Annotated in this window: 15 protein-coding genes and 1 tRNA gene; 6 read left to right on the forward strand and 10 right to left on the reverse strand. The window is 54.2% G+C overall.

Annotation, left to right across the window (positions count from 1 at the left end):
• Positions 1-306 precede the first annotated feature (306 nt).
• Together A8C75_RS21960 and A8C75_RS21965 are read left to right on the forward strand one after the other, a co-directional pair.
• Positions 307-600, forward strand: coding sequence for a hypothetical protein (locus A8C75_RS21960; RefSeq protein ID WP_067386573.1), 294 nt, complete (start codon positions 307-309; stop codon positions 598-600).
• A 190-nt stretch (positions 601-790) separates the two neighbouring features.
• Positions 791-4,876, forward strand: a complete 4,086-nt coding sequence (locus A8C75_RS21965) for a PIN domain-containing protein (protein ID WP_067386574.1) — start codon at positions 791-793, stop codon at positions 4,874-4,876.
• 52 nt (positions 4,877-4,928) lie between these two features.
• Here the strand turns inward: A8C75_RS21965 and A8C75_RS21970 are convergent, their stop codons facing one another.
• The 5 genes from A8C75_RS21970 to A8C75_RS21990 form a co-directional block, all read right to left on the reverse strand.
• Positions 4,929-6,530, reverse strand: a complete 1,602-nt coding sequence (locus tag A8C75_RS21970) for a nuclease domain-containing protein (RefSeq protein ID WP_067386576.1) — start codon at positions 6,528-6,530, stop codon at positions 4,929-4,931.
• Entirely contained in the window at positions 6,527-8,776 is a 2,250-nt protein-coding gene (locus A8C75_RS21975) for an McrB family protein (RefSeq protein ID WP_067386578.1), read from the reverse strand. Before A8C75_RS21975 ends, A8C75_RS21970 begins: the two co-directional genes overlap by 4 nt.
• A 194-nt stretch (positions 8,777-8,970) precedes the next feature.
• Entirely contained in the window at positions 8,971-10,185 is a 1,215-nt protein-coding gene (locus A8C75_RS21980; protein WP_067386580.1) for an ImmA/IrrE family metallo-endopeptidase, read from the reverse strand.
• A 13-nt stretch (positions 10,186-10,198) separates the two neighbouring features.
• On the reverse strand, positions 10,199-10,489 hold the full coding sequence (locus tag A8C75_RS21985; RefSeq protein WP_227819986.1) for a type II toxin-antitoxin system HigB family toxin: 291 nt from the start codon (positions 10,487-10,489) through the stop codon (positions 10,199-10,201).
• A 262-nt stretch (positions 10,490-10,751) separates the two neighbouring features.
• A complete protein-coding gene (locus tag A8C75_RS21990; RefSeq protein ID WP_067386582.1) occupies positions 10,752-11,615 on the reverse strand; it encodes a YicC/YloC family endoribonuclease in 864 nt (287 codons plus the stop codon).
• 107 nt (positions 11,616-11,722) lie between these two features.
• Here A8C75_RS21990 and rph point away from each other — a divergent pair, with 107 nt between their 5' ends.
• Positions 11,723-12,493 (forward strand): ribonuclease PH, encoded by a 771-nt coding sequence (rph, locus tag A8C75_RS21995; RefSeq protein ID WP_067386584.1) that lies wholly within the window; start codon positions 11,723-11,725, stop codon positions 12,491-12,493.
• Between the two features lie 95 nt (positions 12,494-12,588).
• On the opposite strand, the gene A8C75_RS22000 is transcribed toward rph, so the two are convergent.
• Positions 12,589-13,359 carry an exodeoxyribonuclease III gene (locus A8C75_RS22000; RefSeq protein ID WP_067386586.1) on the reverse strand — a complete coding sequence of 257 codons (771 nt, stop codon included), beginning with the start codon at positions 13,357-13,359 and terminating at the stop codon, positions 12,589-12,591.
• A gap of 168 nt (positions 13,360-13,527) precedes the next feature.
• Here A8C75_RS22000 and pyrE point away from each other — a divergent pair, with 168 nt between their 5' ends.
• Both pyrE and A8C75_RS22010 read left to right on the forward strand, forming a co-directional pair.
• On the forward strand, positions 13,528-14,175 hold the full coding sequence (gene pyrE, locus A8C75_RS22005; protein ID WP_067386588.1) for an orotate phosphoribosyltransferase: 648 nt from the start codon (positions 13,528-13,530) through the stop codon (positions 14,173-14,175).
• A 341-nt stretch (positions 14,176-14,516) separates the two neighbouring features.
• A tRNA-Phe gene (locus A8C75_RS22010) sits at positions 14,517-14,592 on the forward strand.
• Positions 14,593-14,823: 231 nt separating this feature from the next.
• Here A8C75_RS22010 and A8C75_RS22015 read toward each other — a convergent pair.
• From A8C75_RS22015 to A8C75_RS22030, 4 genes are all read right to left on the reverse strand, one after another.
• Positions 14,824-15,030, reverse strand: a complete 207-nt coding sequence (locus tag A8C75_RS22015; RefSeq protein WP_067386589.1) for a tautomerase family protein — start codon at positions 15,028-15,030, stop codon at positions 14,824-14,826.
• A 31-nt stretch (positions 15,031-15,061) separates the two neighbouring features.
• Positions 15,062-15,682, reverse strand: a complete 621-nt coding sequence (locus tag A8C75_RS22020) for a DsbA family oxidoreductase (RefSeq protein WP_067386591.1) — start codon at positions 15,680-15,682, stop codon at positions 15,062-15,064.
• Between the two features lie 8 nt (positions 15,683-15,690).
• The gene (locus tag A8C75_RS22025) at positions 15,691-16,095 is read right to left on the reverse strand and encodes a nuclear transport factor 2 family protein (protein WP_067386593.1); all 405 of its coding nucleotides are present in this window, start codon (positions 16,093-16,095) and stop codon (positions 15,691-15,693) included.
• Between the two features lie 63 nt (positions 16,096-16,158).
• A complete protein-coding gene (locus A8C75_RS22030; protein ID WP_067386594.1) occupies positions 16,159-16,767 on the reverse strand; it encodes a glutathione S-transferase family protein in 609 nt (202 codons plus the stop codon).
• 186 nt (positions 16,768-16,953) lie between these two features.
• Here A8C75_RS22030 and A8C75_RS22035 point away from each other — a divergent pair, with 186 nt between their 5' ends.
• The gene (locus A8C75_RS22035) at positions 16,954-17,832 is read left to right on the forward strand and encodes a LysR family transcriptional regulator (protein WP_067386596.1); all 879 of its coding nucleotides are present in this window, start codon (positions 16,954-16,956) and stop codon (positions 17,830-17,832) included.
• The last annotated feature ends 145 nt before the right edge of the window (positions 17,833-17,977 follow it).

Consider the following 17,977-nt stretch of genomic DNA (forward strand, 5'->3'; position numbering starts at 1 on the left):
CCGATTTGGTTACCAGCAAGTTAGATTTACAGTGCTCCCGAGCCACCAGCATCCAGGTTCGCTGGAGTCAAACCGAAGCTGCACATGCTGCAGATCAATCAGCTGGCCGACACGACACATCAAGTCTGACAAAGAATCAGGAACTGGTACCACTGGACTCGGGCCCGGAGGCCGGGCACAACCAACCTCTCGGTCGATGCCCTGCAGCTCTGCTAGATTGTGAAGGATGAATGTCGTTTCAGGTCTGATACCTCCGCTCGCGTATCCGATCACGTCGAACTCTTATAGGGAAATAAGGTGACAACGATGTCCAAAAAGCTCACGCCGGAACAAAAGATTCAAATTCAGAAGCTGGCGAATCGCCTGGCACGGAAGGTTCTCAATGGAGACGAACGCGCAAGCGCTGAGCTCAACGCGCTGATGCGCAGCAATGCATATCTGCACTCCCTGGTCCTTCGTATGAAGCAGCGCTTGCGGAAGCAGGCCCACAAAAAGCGGCGCAAAGGAGGCAAAGCCAAAAGCGGTGGGCGTTTGCAGGGTAGCGTCATGACAGGGCTCGCAGGTAAAACCAGCGCCCGAACTTGGAAGTACACAAAATAAGCGATCGCCTCACACGCCAGTTAACGTCAGAGTTTACCGGCCAGCTGTACATCGCTGATCAGGCGCCCGCGGATGCAGTTGCATCCGCTTATACTCGAATGATGCCCCCTAGTGTTAACGTAAAGGAGAATTCGAAGTACGCTGGTGGCCTTAAGCGGAAGTCAAAATCCAGTCACAACAAGGAGCAAGGATGCACACCGTTCAATTCGAGATCACGAAGCCCACGGACGAATCAGCTTTCGAGGACATGTGTGCGAACATTTACGGTGATGTGTACGACGACAAAACCCCCACTCTCAACGGTCGCAGAGGGCAAGCGCAGGCCGGTATTGATGTCTTCGTGGATTCAGCCCAGGGCCGCATTGGCATCCAGTGCAAGCGGTACGTAGACGGCGCATTGAAGCTCAAACACGTCGTCACCGAAATCGAACGTGCAGATAAGGCCAATGTGCCTATCGCTAAACTCATCGTCGCCACCACAGCAGAGAGCGACGTAAAGCTAATTCGGGAAGTACAGGACCTCTCGGATCAACGAGTCAAAGCGAGCGGATTCCCTGTCATCGTCCAGTTCTGGAACGATCTCTGTCGCTACATACGAAAGAGCGGCGAGCTCCAGCGAGACTACGCCCCCAATGCCCCAGGGGCTATGTTTTCTCGCCAGGAAGAGAGCAGTGTTGCGCTAATGGTCCAAATGAAGAGCATGCAATCATTGCTCGACGTTGTATCTGGCCTGCCAGGCAGCCGCCCAGAAGCCGTAGGGTCGTACCTCTCTAATCAACTAGATGCCGTCAATGAACGGCTTAAACAGTGCCAATTTCGTGACGCCTTAGATGATATAAACCGATTAGCGTCAACCTTCGAGGTATTTGACGACCATCAAAAGGCCCGATGGTACGTGCAACGAGGGATCTGCACCTGGCAGCTAGGTGATGACGCCTCGGCCTCAGCCGATTTTTTGAAGGGGGCGGAGCTTTACCCCGATGATGAAAAAATGGCTGCAGCCGGCATTCGCGGCCAGCTTCTTCGAGGTGACATTCCGACGGCGATCGAAGCAGGCGAACGCGCATTGGAGTCCTTTCCGGCCTCCGCACACGTCTGGCTGGCGTACGCCAATGCCAAAATGCTTACTGGCAAGCACCTTGGAATAACCGATGCACCCGTCGCTATTCGCGACAACTGCGATGTGCTCCAGCTTGTTGCCATATCTCGGCAGCAAGCTGGCGATTTAGATGGCGCCATCGCACTGATACGCCGAGCTCTTGAGAACCCCGACGCCGGTTTCTTCGTGAGGAGAGTAGCTCTGGCACTTACGCTCGAAGCGGCGACCACGGATCCCATCAGGTGTCATTATGGCTTACTTCCAGCGGACCAAATCTCTGCACTCGATCAAGCTGTGGCCCAACTAACCCCACGACAAGAGCGGCTTTGGCCGGTTCAAATCCCCGAAGGCCGGGAAGACGCCGCAGCGCACTTAGGGTTCGCCTACATTGTCCTAAACCGACCGGGTGATACCTTGGACCTGTTCGATGAAGCCCGAAGCGCGGACATGCTGTCTCCAAGATTGAAACGAGTTGCACTGGAGGCCTATCGATGCCTGAACCGGATCGATGAGCTACTGCGGGATGGTCGAGACTGGCTAGCCAGTCTCGACAAAGAGTCGCTCTTCCTGGTTGCGGAAGCCGCAGCCCATTCCGGTGACATTGATCTTATGAATGCCGTTGCGAAAACAGTAGCGGGATTACCTTTTCTCGATTATGAGACGGAAAGTCTTATAGTCGCGTTAAAATGGGATGCGCTCTGGTGGTCCCGAGATGGCAGAGAGCAAGCCATCCTCGAAGTCAAACAGGCGAACGTCAGCACGTCCGACAGCTTGCCACTGGTCTGCGGTGCAGCCCAGATCCTCCACCGCGCCGGCGAAGAAGCCGAGTGTGACGCCACAGTGTCTCACGCCATCGAGTTGCTGGACGACGGTAGTCCAGGCCCAGATGTCTTGCATGTGGCAGAACTGCTCTACATGGTGGGTCGCTACCGAGAAGCCTCACAGTACTATGAACGCTTCGCGGATAAAGGGCAGCGTTCTTTTCTGCACGCTCGCTTGCTCGCGTGCTTTGTCAAAAGTGGAGAACGACGCAGGGCCCTCGAACTGGTTCGGTCGTTGCCCGGAGACTGGGCGGCCGATGACCAGTTACGCAGTCTGGCGCTGGAACTGGGGCAGATCGCTGCCGATTTCGAGTTACTCGATCCCCTCGCAGAGGTTCAGTGCGAACGCTCACCGAACGTCGCTGGGGGATGGTTGCTGCGGCTCTCGCTCGACCTCAAAACGAAAAAGTTACACCGTTTCCATCTGACACTGGCGGGACTTCCTGAAGCCCTCGAAGGTACACATACGCAAATCACTCAGATAGCGGCTCTTGAAATTAAATACGGTCTGCCGCTATCAGGTATGAAGCGGCTGTACCGGCTTTTCCGCCAGCACCTAGACGAGCTTGAGGCAGCCACCTGCTATTTCATGGGTATTGTCATGGCACCCGCCGACCTCACCGATATGGAAGAAGTATTGCCCTCCGTCACAGAAGGCACGGCCGTACGCCTAGAGCCGGAGTATGGTGACATCATTACTGTAGCAATAGACCCGCAGAACACAGCCCCTCTTCCGGCCCGCGATAGCTTCTATTCAGCAGAAAGCCCAGAAGTTGATTGGCTCCTCGGGGCCGAGGTTGGCGACGTCATCGAACATCCAGGGCCATTTGGCACCTATAGGAAGTATCGCGTTCAGGCAATTACATCGGTGTATCGATATTTGCTGCAGGTGGCAGAAGGCAAGTTTAGAACGTCGCTAACAAGCGATGCGGTCATCGCGTCGGTACCCATCGCTCGCACTAAACAAGGGACCGATTTTTCACACATGCATGCGATGCTGAAAAGGCAGACCGAGCACATCAATACAGTATTTAGAAGCTATGGAGAGGGACCTCTCACACTGGGGATACTATCCCTACTCCTGAACAGGAACGTCGTCGACATCGTAAATGGCTGGTCCAGCGATGATGTTCCGCTCTTCGTGTGTTCCGGCACGATAGATGGGCGCCAAGCGGCAATAACACTTCTAGAGCGCGAAGACGCCTCATATGTGGTTGACGCGGCCACCCTAGCTGAATTGGTGTGGCTGAGATGCCAAAGGGCGCTGGCGGTGCTGCCCAAGGTCTATTGCTCGAATCAAACCCTCGCATTACTGGAATCAAAGCTGGAGGAGGCTCAATCAGAGCGGAGTAGCGGCCAAGTATACGATGCTGGAGATTCCATGCAGTACATAGAGTTCACTGAAAAAGACAGGGAACGACGGATAGACTACTGTAGGAACATAGTTGCCACGGTTCACGAGTATTGTGAAGTGGTCCCCGCCTATGGCCCACAAACCCTGCCACCGAAGCTGCACAATTTCGACAGCGTTTTGGCTGAAGAAGAGTATTCAGCCGTGTTATTGGCAGCAGAACGAGACGCCACCTTGCTAACAGTGGATGGACGCCTGGCCCAGATGGTCGTGGAAATCTTAGAGATATACACGGTTTGGCCGCAGGTTTTGCTATATCAAGCAGCAAAGCAAGACTCGATCATGGCTCGGGCTTACCACATAGCGTCCGTTCAAGAGTTCGTTGCAAATCGCGACTTTATCTCGCTAGGGGCGTACGACCTATTGCTGATGTGCTCGCAGGGAGGAGCCTTCCTCCGAAAAGGGCTTCAGCGTTTTAAAAACTTTCTCGCCAATCCAAATACCGAACTGCAGGGTGCCGCTACCATTCTTTTCGAATTTCTGGAGCTTCAGGCGGGACACAGAACACAGCTCAAGGCGTTTTTGGAACTGCTCAGCCACGTTGTCGAAGCAACTTTACGTCACCCACGGTGTAACGCTCAGGAGTTGCGTCTAAGAGCAGACAGTTTCGCCGACGATATAGCCTCAATCCAGGCAGGGCCTGATTTTCCCTGCCCCATTATGTCGAGAACGCGTCGAGTAAGGTACGAAACCATAAGGAAACTCCTGCTCGATACAATCGATTCCGCGTTCACTTTGGCAACGCAGCCACCTCGTCGCCGGGCCATCAAACTCAAGGTGCTAATGGGGACGACGCCTCCAAGCTTAATATTTGACGGTGATGTCCCTGAGCCTGTGGACGATACCATGGATACTCACTCCGCGCCGTTGACGCCAGACAACCAAACAATCACTGGTGAGGATTCCGTTACTAGCGCTGCTGCCGCCTACCTGATCGACCAGTAGACCTACGGGGCGAGGGTATGCGTCCGGACACGACCAACAACTTGCTTGCTCTTCAACTGGTCACGACAGCCGATACCACGGCGGTCGCTAGCCGCAGTTCAAGTTTTTCGATCAGCCCCCCCACCAGCCTATTCGCCTGACTGCGCTCAAACAAACGATAGACCCCTACACCGTGGTTATCGAAGTAGTCTTGCTGTTCCAGCAGTTCAGCACCCTGGTTCGCCGGCACCAGCAGTGCAGATATCACTGGCGCCTGGCCGTTACCGCGGATCGAATCGTGATAGACGTGGGCCGATGCCATCGCGTCGAGGATGCCGGCTCTTGATGCGGTGTACTTGCTGTCCAGACATAGATATCGAATCTCGTCGTTGTACTTGTACTCCAACACTAGGTCAGGGCGTCGCTCGCGGCTGATGGAGCAGTACCCGTGACTGTTAGTGTTACCCAGCGATGGGCAGGTCAGCTGGAAATAGAGTCGTATTCTCGCAGCACCGCAAGCTCCTTCGAGCAGTCGATCTGCGTAACTGGCGCCTTTGCGCAGTCGCCATTTGAACTCTGGCAATTGCCCTTCCAGCGCCTGCGCCAACACAACGAAGCACCAGTTCTCGTATACCTGCCAGGTCGGGGCCAAATAGTGCTGCTCGTCGACAGTCTGTTCGGACAACCCGTTACGGAGTATCCGAGTACCGAGGCGATAGGCCAAGTCATAATGCGGGTGGCCGGAAACCGCATTGAGGCCAGCCACATCGCCCCAAGTTTGCCTGGCGCCACTAAACGGCTGGCTGCGGGACAGTTTCAGCAAGCGCTTGTGCGTAGCGCTCAGAAACGCGGCCCGCCGTGGCAGCCGGGCAGCGAGATCGGTCTGGGTATCACTCGGGCTCAGCCGCAAACTCGTCAAACGCTCGGTCAACCAGACCGTCAGGCGCAGCACGTCGCTGAGCTGCCCGGCCATGAGCCGGTTGGCTGGGTTGTCGAGGGTGGGTTCGATGAAAGGCACGTCGAGGCGATTATCGTCCAGTACAACCGCACCAGCATTGCCCTGCTGCCGGGCAATGGCACTCAGGAGCTGCGGATTCGCGGCAAGACGGCGGATACTCTGATTATCGACCCGCCGGGCCAGTTGTATTGGCACCTGTTCCCGGCGATGACTGAGGCGCACCACCGGACGCTCGGCAACGGTTCTCAATGCCGCCAGGTAGCGCGTAATGAAACTGCGCAACCGAACGTAGCGGATCCACAGCTGCAGGTCACAGGAGTGGCCGCCAAGGCCCGTACGGCCGGGCTCCGCACCCATCAGCAGATCGATATCATAATCCGCGATCTGCTCGATATACTCCAAGTACTGTGCTTTGCCAGTTTTGTTCTGATGAGGCGATACCTCGAGACGAAAGCGCCACGGATCGCGCTGCCCAGGCAGCTCTAGCTCAGCCACCACCTCGCCGGCAAAAAAGCCGGGCTCCCAGCACCAGTAAAGCCCGGTCGGATCCTTGCTGAGTGGTGCATCGTCGACGAATAGCTGCGCATCTGACTGATCTATGCGGATACGGTAACTGCGCCCCTCATGCAGCCCGTACAGGCAACCGTCCTCCAGCATCTCACCAATAAGCACCAGATCGCCCTTGCGAGCCTCATAGACACTGAGGCTGGAGTTCACCGCCAGAACCGCATCATGCCGGATTCTGCCAGGTCGTTCCTGAGGCTAGCTACCTTGGCCCTGCTCCGACTCAGGCCATGCTCCTCCAGCACCGCCATCGTGCGCTGCAGGGTATCGTGCAGTCGTGCGCTTTCCGATCCTCTCAGCTTCGGCAACACCCGGGCGTAGATCACATCGTCCAGCATGACCGCAAAGCCATAGCCATTGTTCTTGCTCGCTAATGCAAGGTAGGTCAGCACGTCTTCGACAGTACGCCAGCCGAAATGCAGCCGCATGGGGGACAGCACCTCTGCCAGGGCCTGCAGGCAGTCCTGGGTATGCTTGACCTGATCAACCCCCAGGCCATGACCTCCCCAGTTTGGATAGCTGGTGAGGTCGATATCCCAGAATTCCAGCGTAAATGCCCGGTCCAGCACCTTGTCCGACAGGCCATGGGTAGTTTCATCCATATTGACGGTACCGACAAAAGCTACATTGGCCGGGTAGGCGATGGTATCGGGTACGCCATCGAACGCATCACCTTCGTTGTGCAGCCTCAGCTGGTCGCCCGACTCCATCGCCGACAGCACCGGCGCGAAATACTGCTCGGGGTGGGAGAGGTTCATCTCGTCCAGAATTACCGTAAAGGGCTGATCCGGGTGCTGTGCTGCACGCAGCAGAAAGTCGAGCAGCGGCGGGCGCACATAGGTGTCTGGCTGCAGCGGGTTGATATAGCCAAGGAGCGGCGTCGGGTCGTACCAGCCGGGCTGCACGGCCTGGATAAACAGGTTCTGCGAGGGCGTCTCAGAGTACTGCGCAGCAAGGGCCTCGCCATAGCGCTTTGCCAGCAGCGTCTTGCCGGAACCGGACAACCCCGCCAGGATTGCAAAGTGACGCCGGGGATGTGCCCAAAGGCCGATATGCAGCTGGCTTACGATATGCCTTGAGAATGCCGTCTTACCTGTGACGCCCTCAAGCAGAGCAGCCTGGTCAAGTGCCCCGATGTCGAGTGTTACGCTCGGAGACAGCGTTTCAGGCACCTCTTCAGCATCATTGCGTGGCAGGCTTTCGGGTTCCCAGTCTATCTGCTCGGCCCAGGAACGGCCTGCCTCGGTAAGGCTGTAGACCCCAAGGCTGTCGGCCTGCAGCAAATCGAAGTCCTTCAACCATTTTAGAATGACCCTGGGCCCGAAATCGGATGTCCAGCCAGGATTGACCTGCTGCAACCTCAGTACCAGCTCAGAAGAAGGGCTGGGATCTTCCTGCAACAACTTCAGCAGATGATCGACCCCCAGCGTCCGTGTGATGATCAGCGGTATCAGCTCCTGTGGATCGTTCGACGCCAGAAAGACCTCGCCCCGAGTAGTCGGCGTGAAAGAGTTGTCCTTTTCCTGAATCACGTAGAACTCGTTCTTGAGTACGTTGATAGTGGTACGCAGAGAGCTCTCTTTCAGGTCCGGAAATTCCGCTCGCAGATGATCCATCAGCTCCTCACGACTGACCCCCGTCTCCACAAAGCTGATCGCACTCAGCAGCGTCGCTATACCGCCCCTGATGCTGGTGAAGCCCTTGCGGCGTTGCATTGCCGGCAGCGGCTTGAGTTGAATGCCTCCCTGCTGGCTGGTGGTTTCGGTCTCCTTGTCACGACTGGCGGCGTAAACATGGGTTTCGTATAGATACCATGGCAGCGTCATCCGTTCCGCCAGCTCACCAAAGTCGTCTTGGCAAACGCCCAGGATCTGCTCAAGACGGATCATTAGCTCAGCCTGGACCACTATAGAGTCACGACTACCTTGTGGGCCAAACAGTGCCTTGTGGCATTCCAGTGACATTCGGCTGTATGTAATGGTGCTAAAGTAACGCGGGAAGAATGCGGCAAGTACACGAAATATCTTCACCCAAGGGGTACGGCTGGAGAAGTCCTTCAAGCGCGTGGCCAACTCGTTATGCAGGTTCTTGAAATGGCTAACCCGCTCTTCAACCGTCTCCGGTAACGGCGCCAACGACGCCTCAGCCAGCCATTGTCGGAAGCCTGCGTCATCCAGGGCGCTAGTGATGTCGACCGTCCCCATTCCGACACCGCTAACCGGATTGTCTTCCCAGAGCTTCTGATGGAACTCACGACTGCTACGAGTTGCCAGATCAGCCTGCTGCACATACGGCAGAAACTCGTCCAGAGCAGCGAGCCACTTGGGGTTCTTCTTGCGCGGCTCGATGGCTTGAAGCGCCTGCTTGAGCGTTTCATCCTGAGTCAGATCAAGGGGCATATCGAAGTTCCTTTATCGAATCTGTTGTCGAGCTCCATTCTAGTCCGGCAGTCGGGACATCCTGCCCAATAGCTACGATCCCATTACTAAGCGTGACAAATTTACCTAAGCCTAGTAATTGTAATTAGCTGATGTTTATAGACTTTCGTCCTCACCTTCTTTTGTAGGTGCGATTGATTATTGCTAAAAGCTGCTCAGCAGTCCGCCCCTGATTCAAACAATGTTCTCACCTTGTCTCGGTACAGAGGACCGAAAAGCAGATGATCCCCGGATTCGTGCCGCATGCGACCTGCCAGTATGCAGGGACTGATATTGAGTCTTTGCGCGGCATCAGCGATAGCGCTCGTATCAAGAAAGCTTGCGGGCAACCAGTACTCTGCAGGCACGAGAGCTTCCTGCGCGAGCTCATCGGCCTCCTGCTCCATCGGGTCGGCAACCGACGCATCCAGGTCGTCTATAAACCAGGTCTCTGAACCATCCAGATGCAGCGCGATATGCGCCAGCTCGTGCATAAGCGTGAACCAAAAGTTATCCAGCCGATCATGTCGCAGTGTCATCGCGATGACCGGCCGCCCATCATCGGTTTTGCACACAGCGCCATCCAGGTAGGTTTTCGGCAGGTGCGGTTCAGTGACCAGATGGATGCCATGCTTGTTCAGATATTCTTTGGCAATCAGCGGTCCCTGGTCCGACCACGACTCCTGCGCCAGTCTGCGCATGAACTCCAGGTTTACAGTGCCTGGCTGATAGGCTGCTTCCAGTTGATCCTTCTGTGCCAACTTCAGGACTTTCACCTGCCAGGCCCAGAGGGCATAGGGATCCGTTTCTTTGTCGTTGGACCGCAGGTGGGCACTGGTGCGCAGCAGCGCTGGCTGCAGTGAGAAACCTTCTTTTATGCCCGACAGGTACTGTCCTACCTGCTCGGCCGCATACTCACGCAACTCTTGCAACGGTCCGGTGAAGCCCTCGAAGTACCCTCGCTTGCGCATCTCCGACAACGGGAACGCCTGCCAGTCAATCTCGTGCTCGCTCACGCACTTTTGAGCCGGTTCCCTGATCAGTACATCAGCAGCAATGCCCAGTCCATCGCTGAGCTTGCGGATCATATTCAGGCTCAGTGTACGCTTGCCATTAAGGACTTCGGATACCTTGGATGCCGAGCCGATAAAGGGCACCAGGTCCTTTCGGGTCAACCCCTGCTGCTCCATCCGAAACTTGATGGCCTCGACAGGGTCGGGCAGATCGATGGGGTAGCGCTCCTGTTCAAAGCGCTCGATCAGCAACGCCAGCACATCCAGTTCGTCTGCTTCAGGGCTGCCAGCCTCAAGGTCAAGATCCATCAGGCTCATCAGGCGTTCAAGCGCCTGCTCGTGTTCCAGATCTGTTTTGATCAGTTTGATGTGGCTCATCGCCGACTCCTGCCTAAAAACTCTGCTTGTCATACTCGGCATGGGTTCCGACCCATTCGACCACAACAATGCCGTTCTGGTAGCGTATCTTCACGACCAGACGGTAATGATTGCCCTTGATATTGAAGATAACGCGGTTGTCTGCGAGGAAATCCGCACTCCCGAATCGATCCTTGATATCGTGCGATGTTTGCCAGGTGGCGTTCTCCGCCTCACTGAACCAGGCCTCCAACGCTTTCTTTGCATTGGCATGCCGGGCCCAGAACTTTGTAAGCTTGTCTCGTCCTAAGACCTTCATGCCCATGCCGCCCTCGATTTCCCGGCAAGGGAAGTATAGCTATAATTCCCAAAATGGGAACTATTAGTTCCATAAAATCCGTTCATGTAATCCAGCTCCGGCTTAGCTTGAGCTTGCTCTGAGACTCTACCCGGCCTGCCTGCGGCCTCTCCTGATCGCTAATCGTTCAGACCGTATCCGTGCAAGCAGAGCCTCGGCGGAGTAATTGCCGCGAATCTGGACAGGCTCTGCTCGCGTCACTTAGTGGTAGGCTCCACACAGAGAAGTATCATTCTATATTCTGGATCTGTTCTCGCATCTGTTCGATCAGCACCTTGAGTTCGACAGCGCACTGGGTTGTGTCGGCAACGATGGATTTCGATGACAGGGTGTTGGCTTCACGGTTGAGTTCCTGCATCAGGAAGTCGAGGCGACGGCCCACGGGTTCTTTCTGTTTAAGGACGCGACGCACTTCCTGCACATGGGTGTCGAGACGGTCGAGTTCTTCGTCTACATCGGCCTTTTGGGCCAGCAGAGCGATTTCCTGCTCGATTCGCGTCTCATCAAGTTCAGCCCGCAACTCGATGAGGCGGTTGCGCAGATTGTTGCGCTGCGCTGCCATTATCTCGGGCAGACGCCCCCGCACCTGGATTACCACCTGGTCGATACTGTCCAGACGCTGCGCGATCAGTAGCGCCAGCTCCGCACCCTCGCGAGCGCGACCCTGGGCAAGATCATCCAGTGCTGTATTGAACAGTTTCAATGCCGCCTTTTTAACGGCATCCATATCCAACTCGCTTTCCAGCAGGACGCCGGGCCAGCGCAGCACTTCCAGCGGATTGATCGGCTGGCGATCGCTGATCATCTGGCCCAGCTCTTCGGCCACCGCCACCAGCTGGGCGGCATAGGCACGGTCAACGCTCAGCGTCTGCTGCTGGTTTTCCGGCACAAACCGCAGCGTGCACTCAACCTTGCCACGGCTCAGCGACTGGCGCAGCTTTTCGCGCAGGCTGCCTTCGAGCTCCCTCAGGCTGTCCGGCAGGCGCAGGTGGGGTTCGAGGTAGCGGTGGTTTACCGAGCGAATTTCCCATACCAGGCTGCCCCAGTCGCCCTGGGTCTCCTGGCGGGTGAAGGCCGTCATACTGCGTGTCATGTCGTCCGATCTCGATTAGAATTGGCTGTTCGGATAACCATTCTAACAGCCTGGCCTGCGTCACTACACCGCCGGGCTCTCTCCAAAGATGAAGGTAACAGATCACAATGAGTTCGAGCATCTCCGACCAGCTGCAGGACCTGGGACTTAAAAAACTTCGCCCGAGCGGACGCCAGCCGGATCAGATGCGTGATATCAAAATTACGCGCAATTTCACCAAGCATGCCGAAGGCTCAGTGCTGATTGAATTCGGTGATACCAAGGTACTCTGCACCGCCAGCGTTGAGCGTGGCGTGCCTCGCTTCCTGCGCGGCAGCGGCCAGGGTTGGGTAACGGCCGAATACGGTATGCTGCCCCGCTCCACCAATACCCGTACCGACCGTGAAGCCGCCCGCGGCAAGCAGGGCGGGCGTACCGTCGAGATCCAGCGCCTTATCGGCCGTTCACTGCGCGCAGCACTGAACCTGAAGAAGCTCGGCGAAAACACCATCACCATCGACTGCGATGTGTTGCAGGCCGACGGCGGCACCCGCACGGCATCCATCACCGGCGCTTTTGTCGCGCTGCAGGATGCCATCAATGTGCTGAAGAAAGACAAGCACGGCGCCATGAAGGGCGACCCTATAGCGCATATGCTGGCAGCGGTATCCGTCGGCATCTACGAAGGCGTACCTGTACTGGATCTGGATTACGCCGAAGACTCCAAGGCCCACACCGACATGAACGTGGTCATGACCGGCAGCGGTGGCTTTGTTGAGGTTCAGGGTACCGCAGAAGGTGCGACCTACTCCCAGGATGAACTGAACGCCATGCTGGATCTGGCGCGCAAGGGTATCAGTGAACTGGTCGAGGCGCAGAAAGCCGCACTGGCAGGCTAAGCCCGCGGCGGCCATACAAGTAGCAAAAAAAGGGAGCCAGAACAGGCTCCCTTTTTTATGTCGCAAACCTTCTTAAGGTCGCGAATGGCATAGCGTTAGCCGATGTTGTAATCAACGATGACAGGCGCATGCTGCGAGAACTGCTCGTCACGGTAAATGCGTGCCGCCTTGACGTTGTTGCGCAGGTTCGCGGTGGTGATCTGGTAGTCCAGCCGCGCACCTTCGTTCAGGTTCCAGGCACGGTTGTAATCAGGCCACCAACTGTATTGGCGCTCCGCCTTGTTGGCACGGCGGAATGCATCGACAAATCCCATTTCATCCAGCACTTCTTCCATCCATACACGCTCCTGCGGCAGGAAGCCGGAAACGCTCTGGTTGGCGTACCAGTTGCTCAGATCAACCGCCTTGTGGGCGATATGGAAGGTGCCGGCGAAGATGAAGTCACGGCGCTTGCGCAATGTCTTCTTCAGATGCCCCATGAAGAGTTCCATGTACTCTTCCTTGCGGATCTGATCTTCAGGGCTTTTCAGTCCGGGAGGAATAGACATGGACGCCACGCTGACCTTGTCGAAATCCGCCTGGATAAAACGCCCGTGGGAGTCGCACAGCTCAAACCCAAGGCCTGTCATGATCGCCTTGGGCAGCTCGCGGGTATAGATCGCCACACCACTGTAGCCGTCTTCGAACGCATCGAAGAAAAACGCATGGTATCCCTTGGGATGGTAACGATCGGCATCGAGCTGGTATTCTTTCGCGCGCAGATTTTGCAGGCACACCACATCGGCGTCCTGGCGAACCATCCAATCGAAAAAACCTCTATCAGTAGCCTGTTCAATACCCTGGGTATTGAAGGTGATGACACGCATGTCTGTTGATCCTGTAAAGCGCGCGAAATAGCGAATGTCTTGAAACAAAGTACGAATTGTATAGCGTAGCGACCGAAATTGAAATTTCTGCAGGCCTTAATCGCCATAGAGCGCAGCCAAAGGCGCTGATATCATAGGCGCCGACCAGTTTTTAGTGCGGAGAGCCCCATGCAGGACTACCAGAGAGCCTTTATCGAGTTTGCCATCGAGCGCGGCGTGTTGCGTTTTGGCGAGTTTACACTCAAATCCGGCCGAACCAGCCCCTACTTTTTCAATGCCGGCCTGTTTAACAGTGGCGATGCTCTGGCCCGGCTGGGCAAATACTATGCCGCGGCTATCGAAAACGCCGGCATCCCCTTCGATGTTCTGTTTGGGCCTGCCTACAAGGGCATCCCGCTCGCCACTACCGCAGCGGTGTCCCTGGCCACAGATTTCCAGCGCGATGTGCCCTATGTCTTCAACCGCAAGGAAGCCAAGGCACACGGCGAAGGCGGCAACCTTGTCGGCGCCGAGCTCAAGGGTCGGATCCTCATCATTGATGACGTCATCACCGCCGGCACCGCCATCCGTGAAGTGATGCAGATTATCAGCAAGGCCGGAGCCACCCCTGCCGGCGTAGTGATTGCACTGAACCGTATGGAACGCGGCCAGGGCGAACTCTCGGCCATTCAGGAAGTGGAACGCGATTACGGCATGCCGGTGGCCAGTATCGTCACCCTGAACGATGTGATCGCCTACCTGCAGGAAAAAGGCGGTATGGAGCCACAGATCGACGCCATACTGAACTACCGCAAAGAGTACGGCATCGAGGCCTAGGGGCTATTGGCGTTTGGAGGATATGTCCTGCCGGGACTGTGCTCGCACAAGACAAGGCGCGAATTGCGCGGTTTGGTTGTTCCAAATAAGCGATGAGCAACGCCGTATTGTGCGAACACAGCCCCGGCCCGTCAGGGTTGCGCTGCATAACCCCTCATACGGCTTCAGCGAACTTGCAAAGGGAACCACCCTGAGCGGCGTCCGCTTCATTGTCTGAGGGATTTTGCAGAGCAACAGAACGCATCCCCAAACGCCAACAGCCCCTAAACCCCTGATTTAACAATTAATCGCCTTATGGATTGACAGTCTTCGAACATGCGTGTTTAATTGTCCGCCGTTGTGCCCGGATAGCTCAGTCGGTAGAGCAGAGGATTGAAAATCCTCGTGTCGGTGGTTCGATTCCGCCTCCGGGCACCACCTTACTTAGAAGCCTCGCTAGTAATAGTGAGGCTTTTTTGTGTCTGGAAAACCCTGCTAAGTCATTGTCACGGCGCCTAGAGTTAAAAATACTCCCGGCAATGCCGCCCGCCTCCGGGCACCACGCTACCTGTATACGTCAGGAAGCCTCGCTAGTGATAGTGAGGCTTTTTTGTGTCTGAACGTTTGGCAGAGACTCCATCGAACCAGGGTTCGCCCTTCGAGTACCTCTCACTCATCCGCTAATTGGCGAATTAGCGTCACTTGATCGTAGCCGACACCCCAATTATCAGTACTCACCTCGTCGATCACGACAAAGGTGGTTTTCGGATTTTTATTAAGTACATCCACTAACAATTGAGTGGTGCCTTTGATGAGCGCCTGCTTTTGTTCCTTAGTGACATTTTCATCGGTTATTTTAATATTAACGTAAGGCATAATTTTCCTTCTCTTTTAGAGGGGTCTTAGTCTAGGCTGACTTTTTCGTTACGCTTATTATTATTTTCTCAAAATACTCAACCGAATTAGAGCCGCCAACCAAAGTGCTTCCATTAAAAACGAATGCTGGCACGCCGGGTAGCATTAATTTCTGCACTCGTTGTTTTTTTATTAGTAGCTGTTGATTTATTTCATTCGATATCAGCACCTGTTCTCCTTCTGATCGATCCAAACCCAGTTGCTCAACAAGATCCAGTAGTACTTGAGTACTGCTGATATCCAGGCCCTGTTTAAAATAGGCATCAATCATCATCTCATTCATGGCCTGTTGTCTGTTGTAGCCTTCGCACCAGTGCATCAAGAGATGCGCCTTGTAACTATTGTAATAACGGCTTCGCTTAGAGAAATCGATACAAACACCGGCTTGCTTAGCCACCGCCAATAAATTTGTGCGATAGTCATTCCGTTTCGATTGACCCCATTGGTTACGGCGCCCAAGATGATCGCCAATATCCTCACCCTTTGGCCCAATGTCAGGATTAAGTTCATAGGGCAAAAAATTGATATAGGCCTCAATGCTCAGATTTCGAAGCGCTTGCTGCAGGTTTGCATATCCTATTGGGCACCAAGAACATACCACATCGTGGACCATTTCTATCCTTAGCGTTTTAATGGAAAATCTTCCCGTAAATCAGAGTACATTTTGTTGACCACTAACCAACGCCCGTTTTCTTTCAGAAGACTCAGGAAGTCGACATAGAAATGATCAAATAGTGGACATTCTAGTTTCACCATGGCCTGGTCTTTTATGATTTCAATGGAAATTAGTTTGAAGTCATAAGGCCGCCCTTGCTGATCAGGTACAGGTCGACTGGCGACAGCGTCAAGCCACTGATCAAGACTACGTCGTAAGCCAGGCGCTTTAAGAAACGCATCCGTATGAAAAATGGCTTTTAACTTCGATACCTCGCCATAGTGCAAGCCATCAAAATAGTCCTGTACAAGGGTCATCACTGAATAAAATTCTTTCGAACCGAAATCACCGGTATATGCCGTATTTTCCATGCATGCTCTCTCCTATCGCAGGTAGCCTTGAGCGATTATTCTAAGAGTCAGTAGCTAATAGCTCTAAGCCGCTGATTGGCGCTGTTCGGCAGTAAGAGCACGTTGAAAGCTGGCCATTGCCTGTACCGCATCCACCATTTTTCTGGTGTTCTGCCCCAACGGGATCTCGACGGGAAAGCTTGCTCCCCAGCGGGAATATACCGTCAGCATAATATCAGCGGCCGAAGGCTGATCACCACCAAGAAAATCTTGCGTAGCCAGTTGCTGCTCCACGACCTGCCATAGACGGGTAATAGCCTGAGCCGCCGCCTCGAAGGATGATTGTTTGACTTTCTCATCGGTAATGTACTGAGCGATAAAAAATAAACGGCCATAGGCCGGATGCATAGTGGCATTGGAAAACATAATGTCTTGAATTGCTTTTTCACGAGCCGCGCCTGCGGAAGGCAGCATGGTATTCTGATGTTTATTGAGCAGGTATAACATCACAGCCGCTCCTTCCAGTAGTGTTTTTCCGTTATCGACAAGTACCGGAACCATACCGGTAGGATTGATGACGTTAAAGTCACTCACCTGCTGCTTGTTAATTATTTCAACAGCTTGACCCAGTTGGTGGATAACCACTTGAGTAGCCAGGGAGCATGCGCCGGGAACATAGTAAAGCCTGTACATGGTATTGCCCTCGTTCTTGAGTTAATCAGTGATTAAATCGTTGGTATGAGTACTGCTTGAAGCGATGACTAAAGACGACATGACAAAGTTTAGGGCTTTTATTTGTGCACATATATAACTAGAATAAAAACCAGCTGTTCTCTATATGGAAACAATCTTTTGTTTTTTCTTGGATGAAATCCCTTTATGGATAAACTACGAGCGCTTCAACTATTTGTACGTCTGGCTGATTTGGGCAGCTTTACTCGAGTGGCAGAGCAGACAAACTCATCCAAATCCATGATTAGCAAGGAGATCAGCCGTCTTGAAGATGCACTGGGCGCTCGCTTGCTGCACCGTTCAACACGCAATCTACAGTTGACCCATGTGGGTGTGGGGTATTTGCAACGAGCACGGGAAATACTAGAAAAGCTTGATGAAGCAGATAATTTTGTGCAAGACCTTCAACAGCATCCCCGTGGTAAATTGAAGATCAATGCACCAATGGCGCTAGGCCTGGTTGACTTATCAACACTATTCGCCGATTTTATGCAGTCTTACCCAGACATTGAGCTAGACATTCACCTGGGGGATGAAAGTGTTGACCTGGTGGAACAGGGTTTTGATTTGGGATTTCGGGCATCCAGTCGTCCAATCGATTCGAATTACGTCGGGCGCCCCCTGACTCGTTTCAAGTACAGAGTCTGTGTGGGGCCGGAGTATTTAAACAACCACCCCGCTATTAATTTGCCACGGGACCTGAAAGAACATAACTGCTTTGTATACAGTTATTTCCAGGGGAAAAATATTTGGCCCATTGAAGACGGTGTCGCCATTCGAGGAACATTGCGGGTTAACAGTACCATTTTCATGATGGAGGCGATTAAGCGGAATCAAGGCGTTGGATTTATTCCGGACTTTGTTTGCCGCGAGTCGTTTGAAAAGGGAGAGGTTGTTGAAGTATTGGGGGATTTTAACAAACCCAATCTAACGCTCTACGCCCTGTACCCTGCGCGACATTTTGTGCCCTCAAAACTCGTCCAGTGTATAGAGTTCCTTGAGCAGTGGTTTGCTAATAAACAGTGATAAAAAGATGGTACTGGATCGCCTCCCCACCCTCACCTTTATCAGAGGCTCCATCGAAGCAGAGTTGGGTTGTTAGCCACATCTCGTGGCTAACCCTTAGGGTAAGCGTCGCTGCGTTTGGTATTAAGACCAGTCTACCTGCGAA

Source organism: Marinobacterium aestuarii (assembly GCF_001651805.1).
GTDB classification, from domain to species: domain Bacteria; phylum Pseudomonadota; class Gammaproteobacteria; order Pseudomonadales; family Balneatricaceae; genus Marinobacterium_A; species Marinobacterium_A aestuarii.

Coding starts and splice junctions, on each gene's coding strand:
- A8C75_RS21960 (WP_067386573.1), top strand. CDS start 307: ATGTCCAAAAAGCTCACGCCGGAACAAAAGATTCAAATTCAGAAGCTG.
- A8C75_RS21965 (WP_067386574.1), top strand. CDS start 791: ATGCACACCGTTCAATTCGAGATCACGAAGCCCACGGACGAATCAGCT.
- A8C75_RS21975 (WP_067386578.1), bottom strand. CDS start 8,776: ATGCCCCTTGATCTGACTCAGGATGAAACGCTCAAGCAGGCGCTTCAA.
- A8C75_RS21980 (WP_067386580.1), bottom strand. CDS start 10,185: ATGAGCCACATCAAACTGATCAAAACAGATCTGGAACACGAGCAGGCG.
- A8C75_RS21985 (WP_227819986.1), bottom strand. CDS start 10,489: ATGGGCATGAAGGTCTTAGGACGAGACAAGCTTACAAAGTTCTGGGCC.
- A8C75_RS21990 (WP_067386582.1), bottom strand. CDS start 11,615: ATGACACGCAGTATGACGGCCTTCACCCGCCAGGAGACCCAGGGCGAC.
- rph (WP_067386584.1), top strand. CDS start 11,723: ATGAGTTCGAGCATCTCCGACCAGCTGCAGGACCTGGGACTTAAAAAA.
- A8C75_RS22000 (WP_067386586.1), bottom strand. CDS start 13,359: ATGCGTGTCATCACCTTCAATACCCAGGGTATTGAACAGGCTACTGAT.
- pyrE (WP_067386588.1), top strand. CDS start 13,528: ATGCAGGACTACCAGAGAGCCTTTATCGAGTTTGCCATCGAGCGCGGC.
- A8C75_RS22015 (WP_067386589.1), bottom strand. CDS start 15,030: ATGCCTTACGTTAATATTAAAATAACCGATGAAAATGTCACTAAGGAA.
- A8C75_RS22020 (WP_067386591.1), bottom strand. CDS start 15,682: ATGGTCCACGATGTGGTATGTTCTTGGTGCCCAATAGGATATGCAAAC.
- A8C75_RS22025 (WP_067386593.1), bottom strand. CDS start 16,095: ATGGAAAATACGGCATATACCGGTGATTTCGGTTCGAAAGAATTTTAT.
- A8C75_RS22030 (WP_067386594.1), bottom strand. CDS start 16,767: ATGTACAGGCTTTACTATGTTCCCGGCGCATGCTCCCTGGCTACTCAA.
- A8C75_RS22035 (WP_067386596.1), top strand. CDS start 16,954: ATGGATAAACTACGAGCGCTTCAACTATTTGTACGTCTGGCTGATTTG.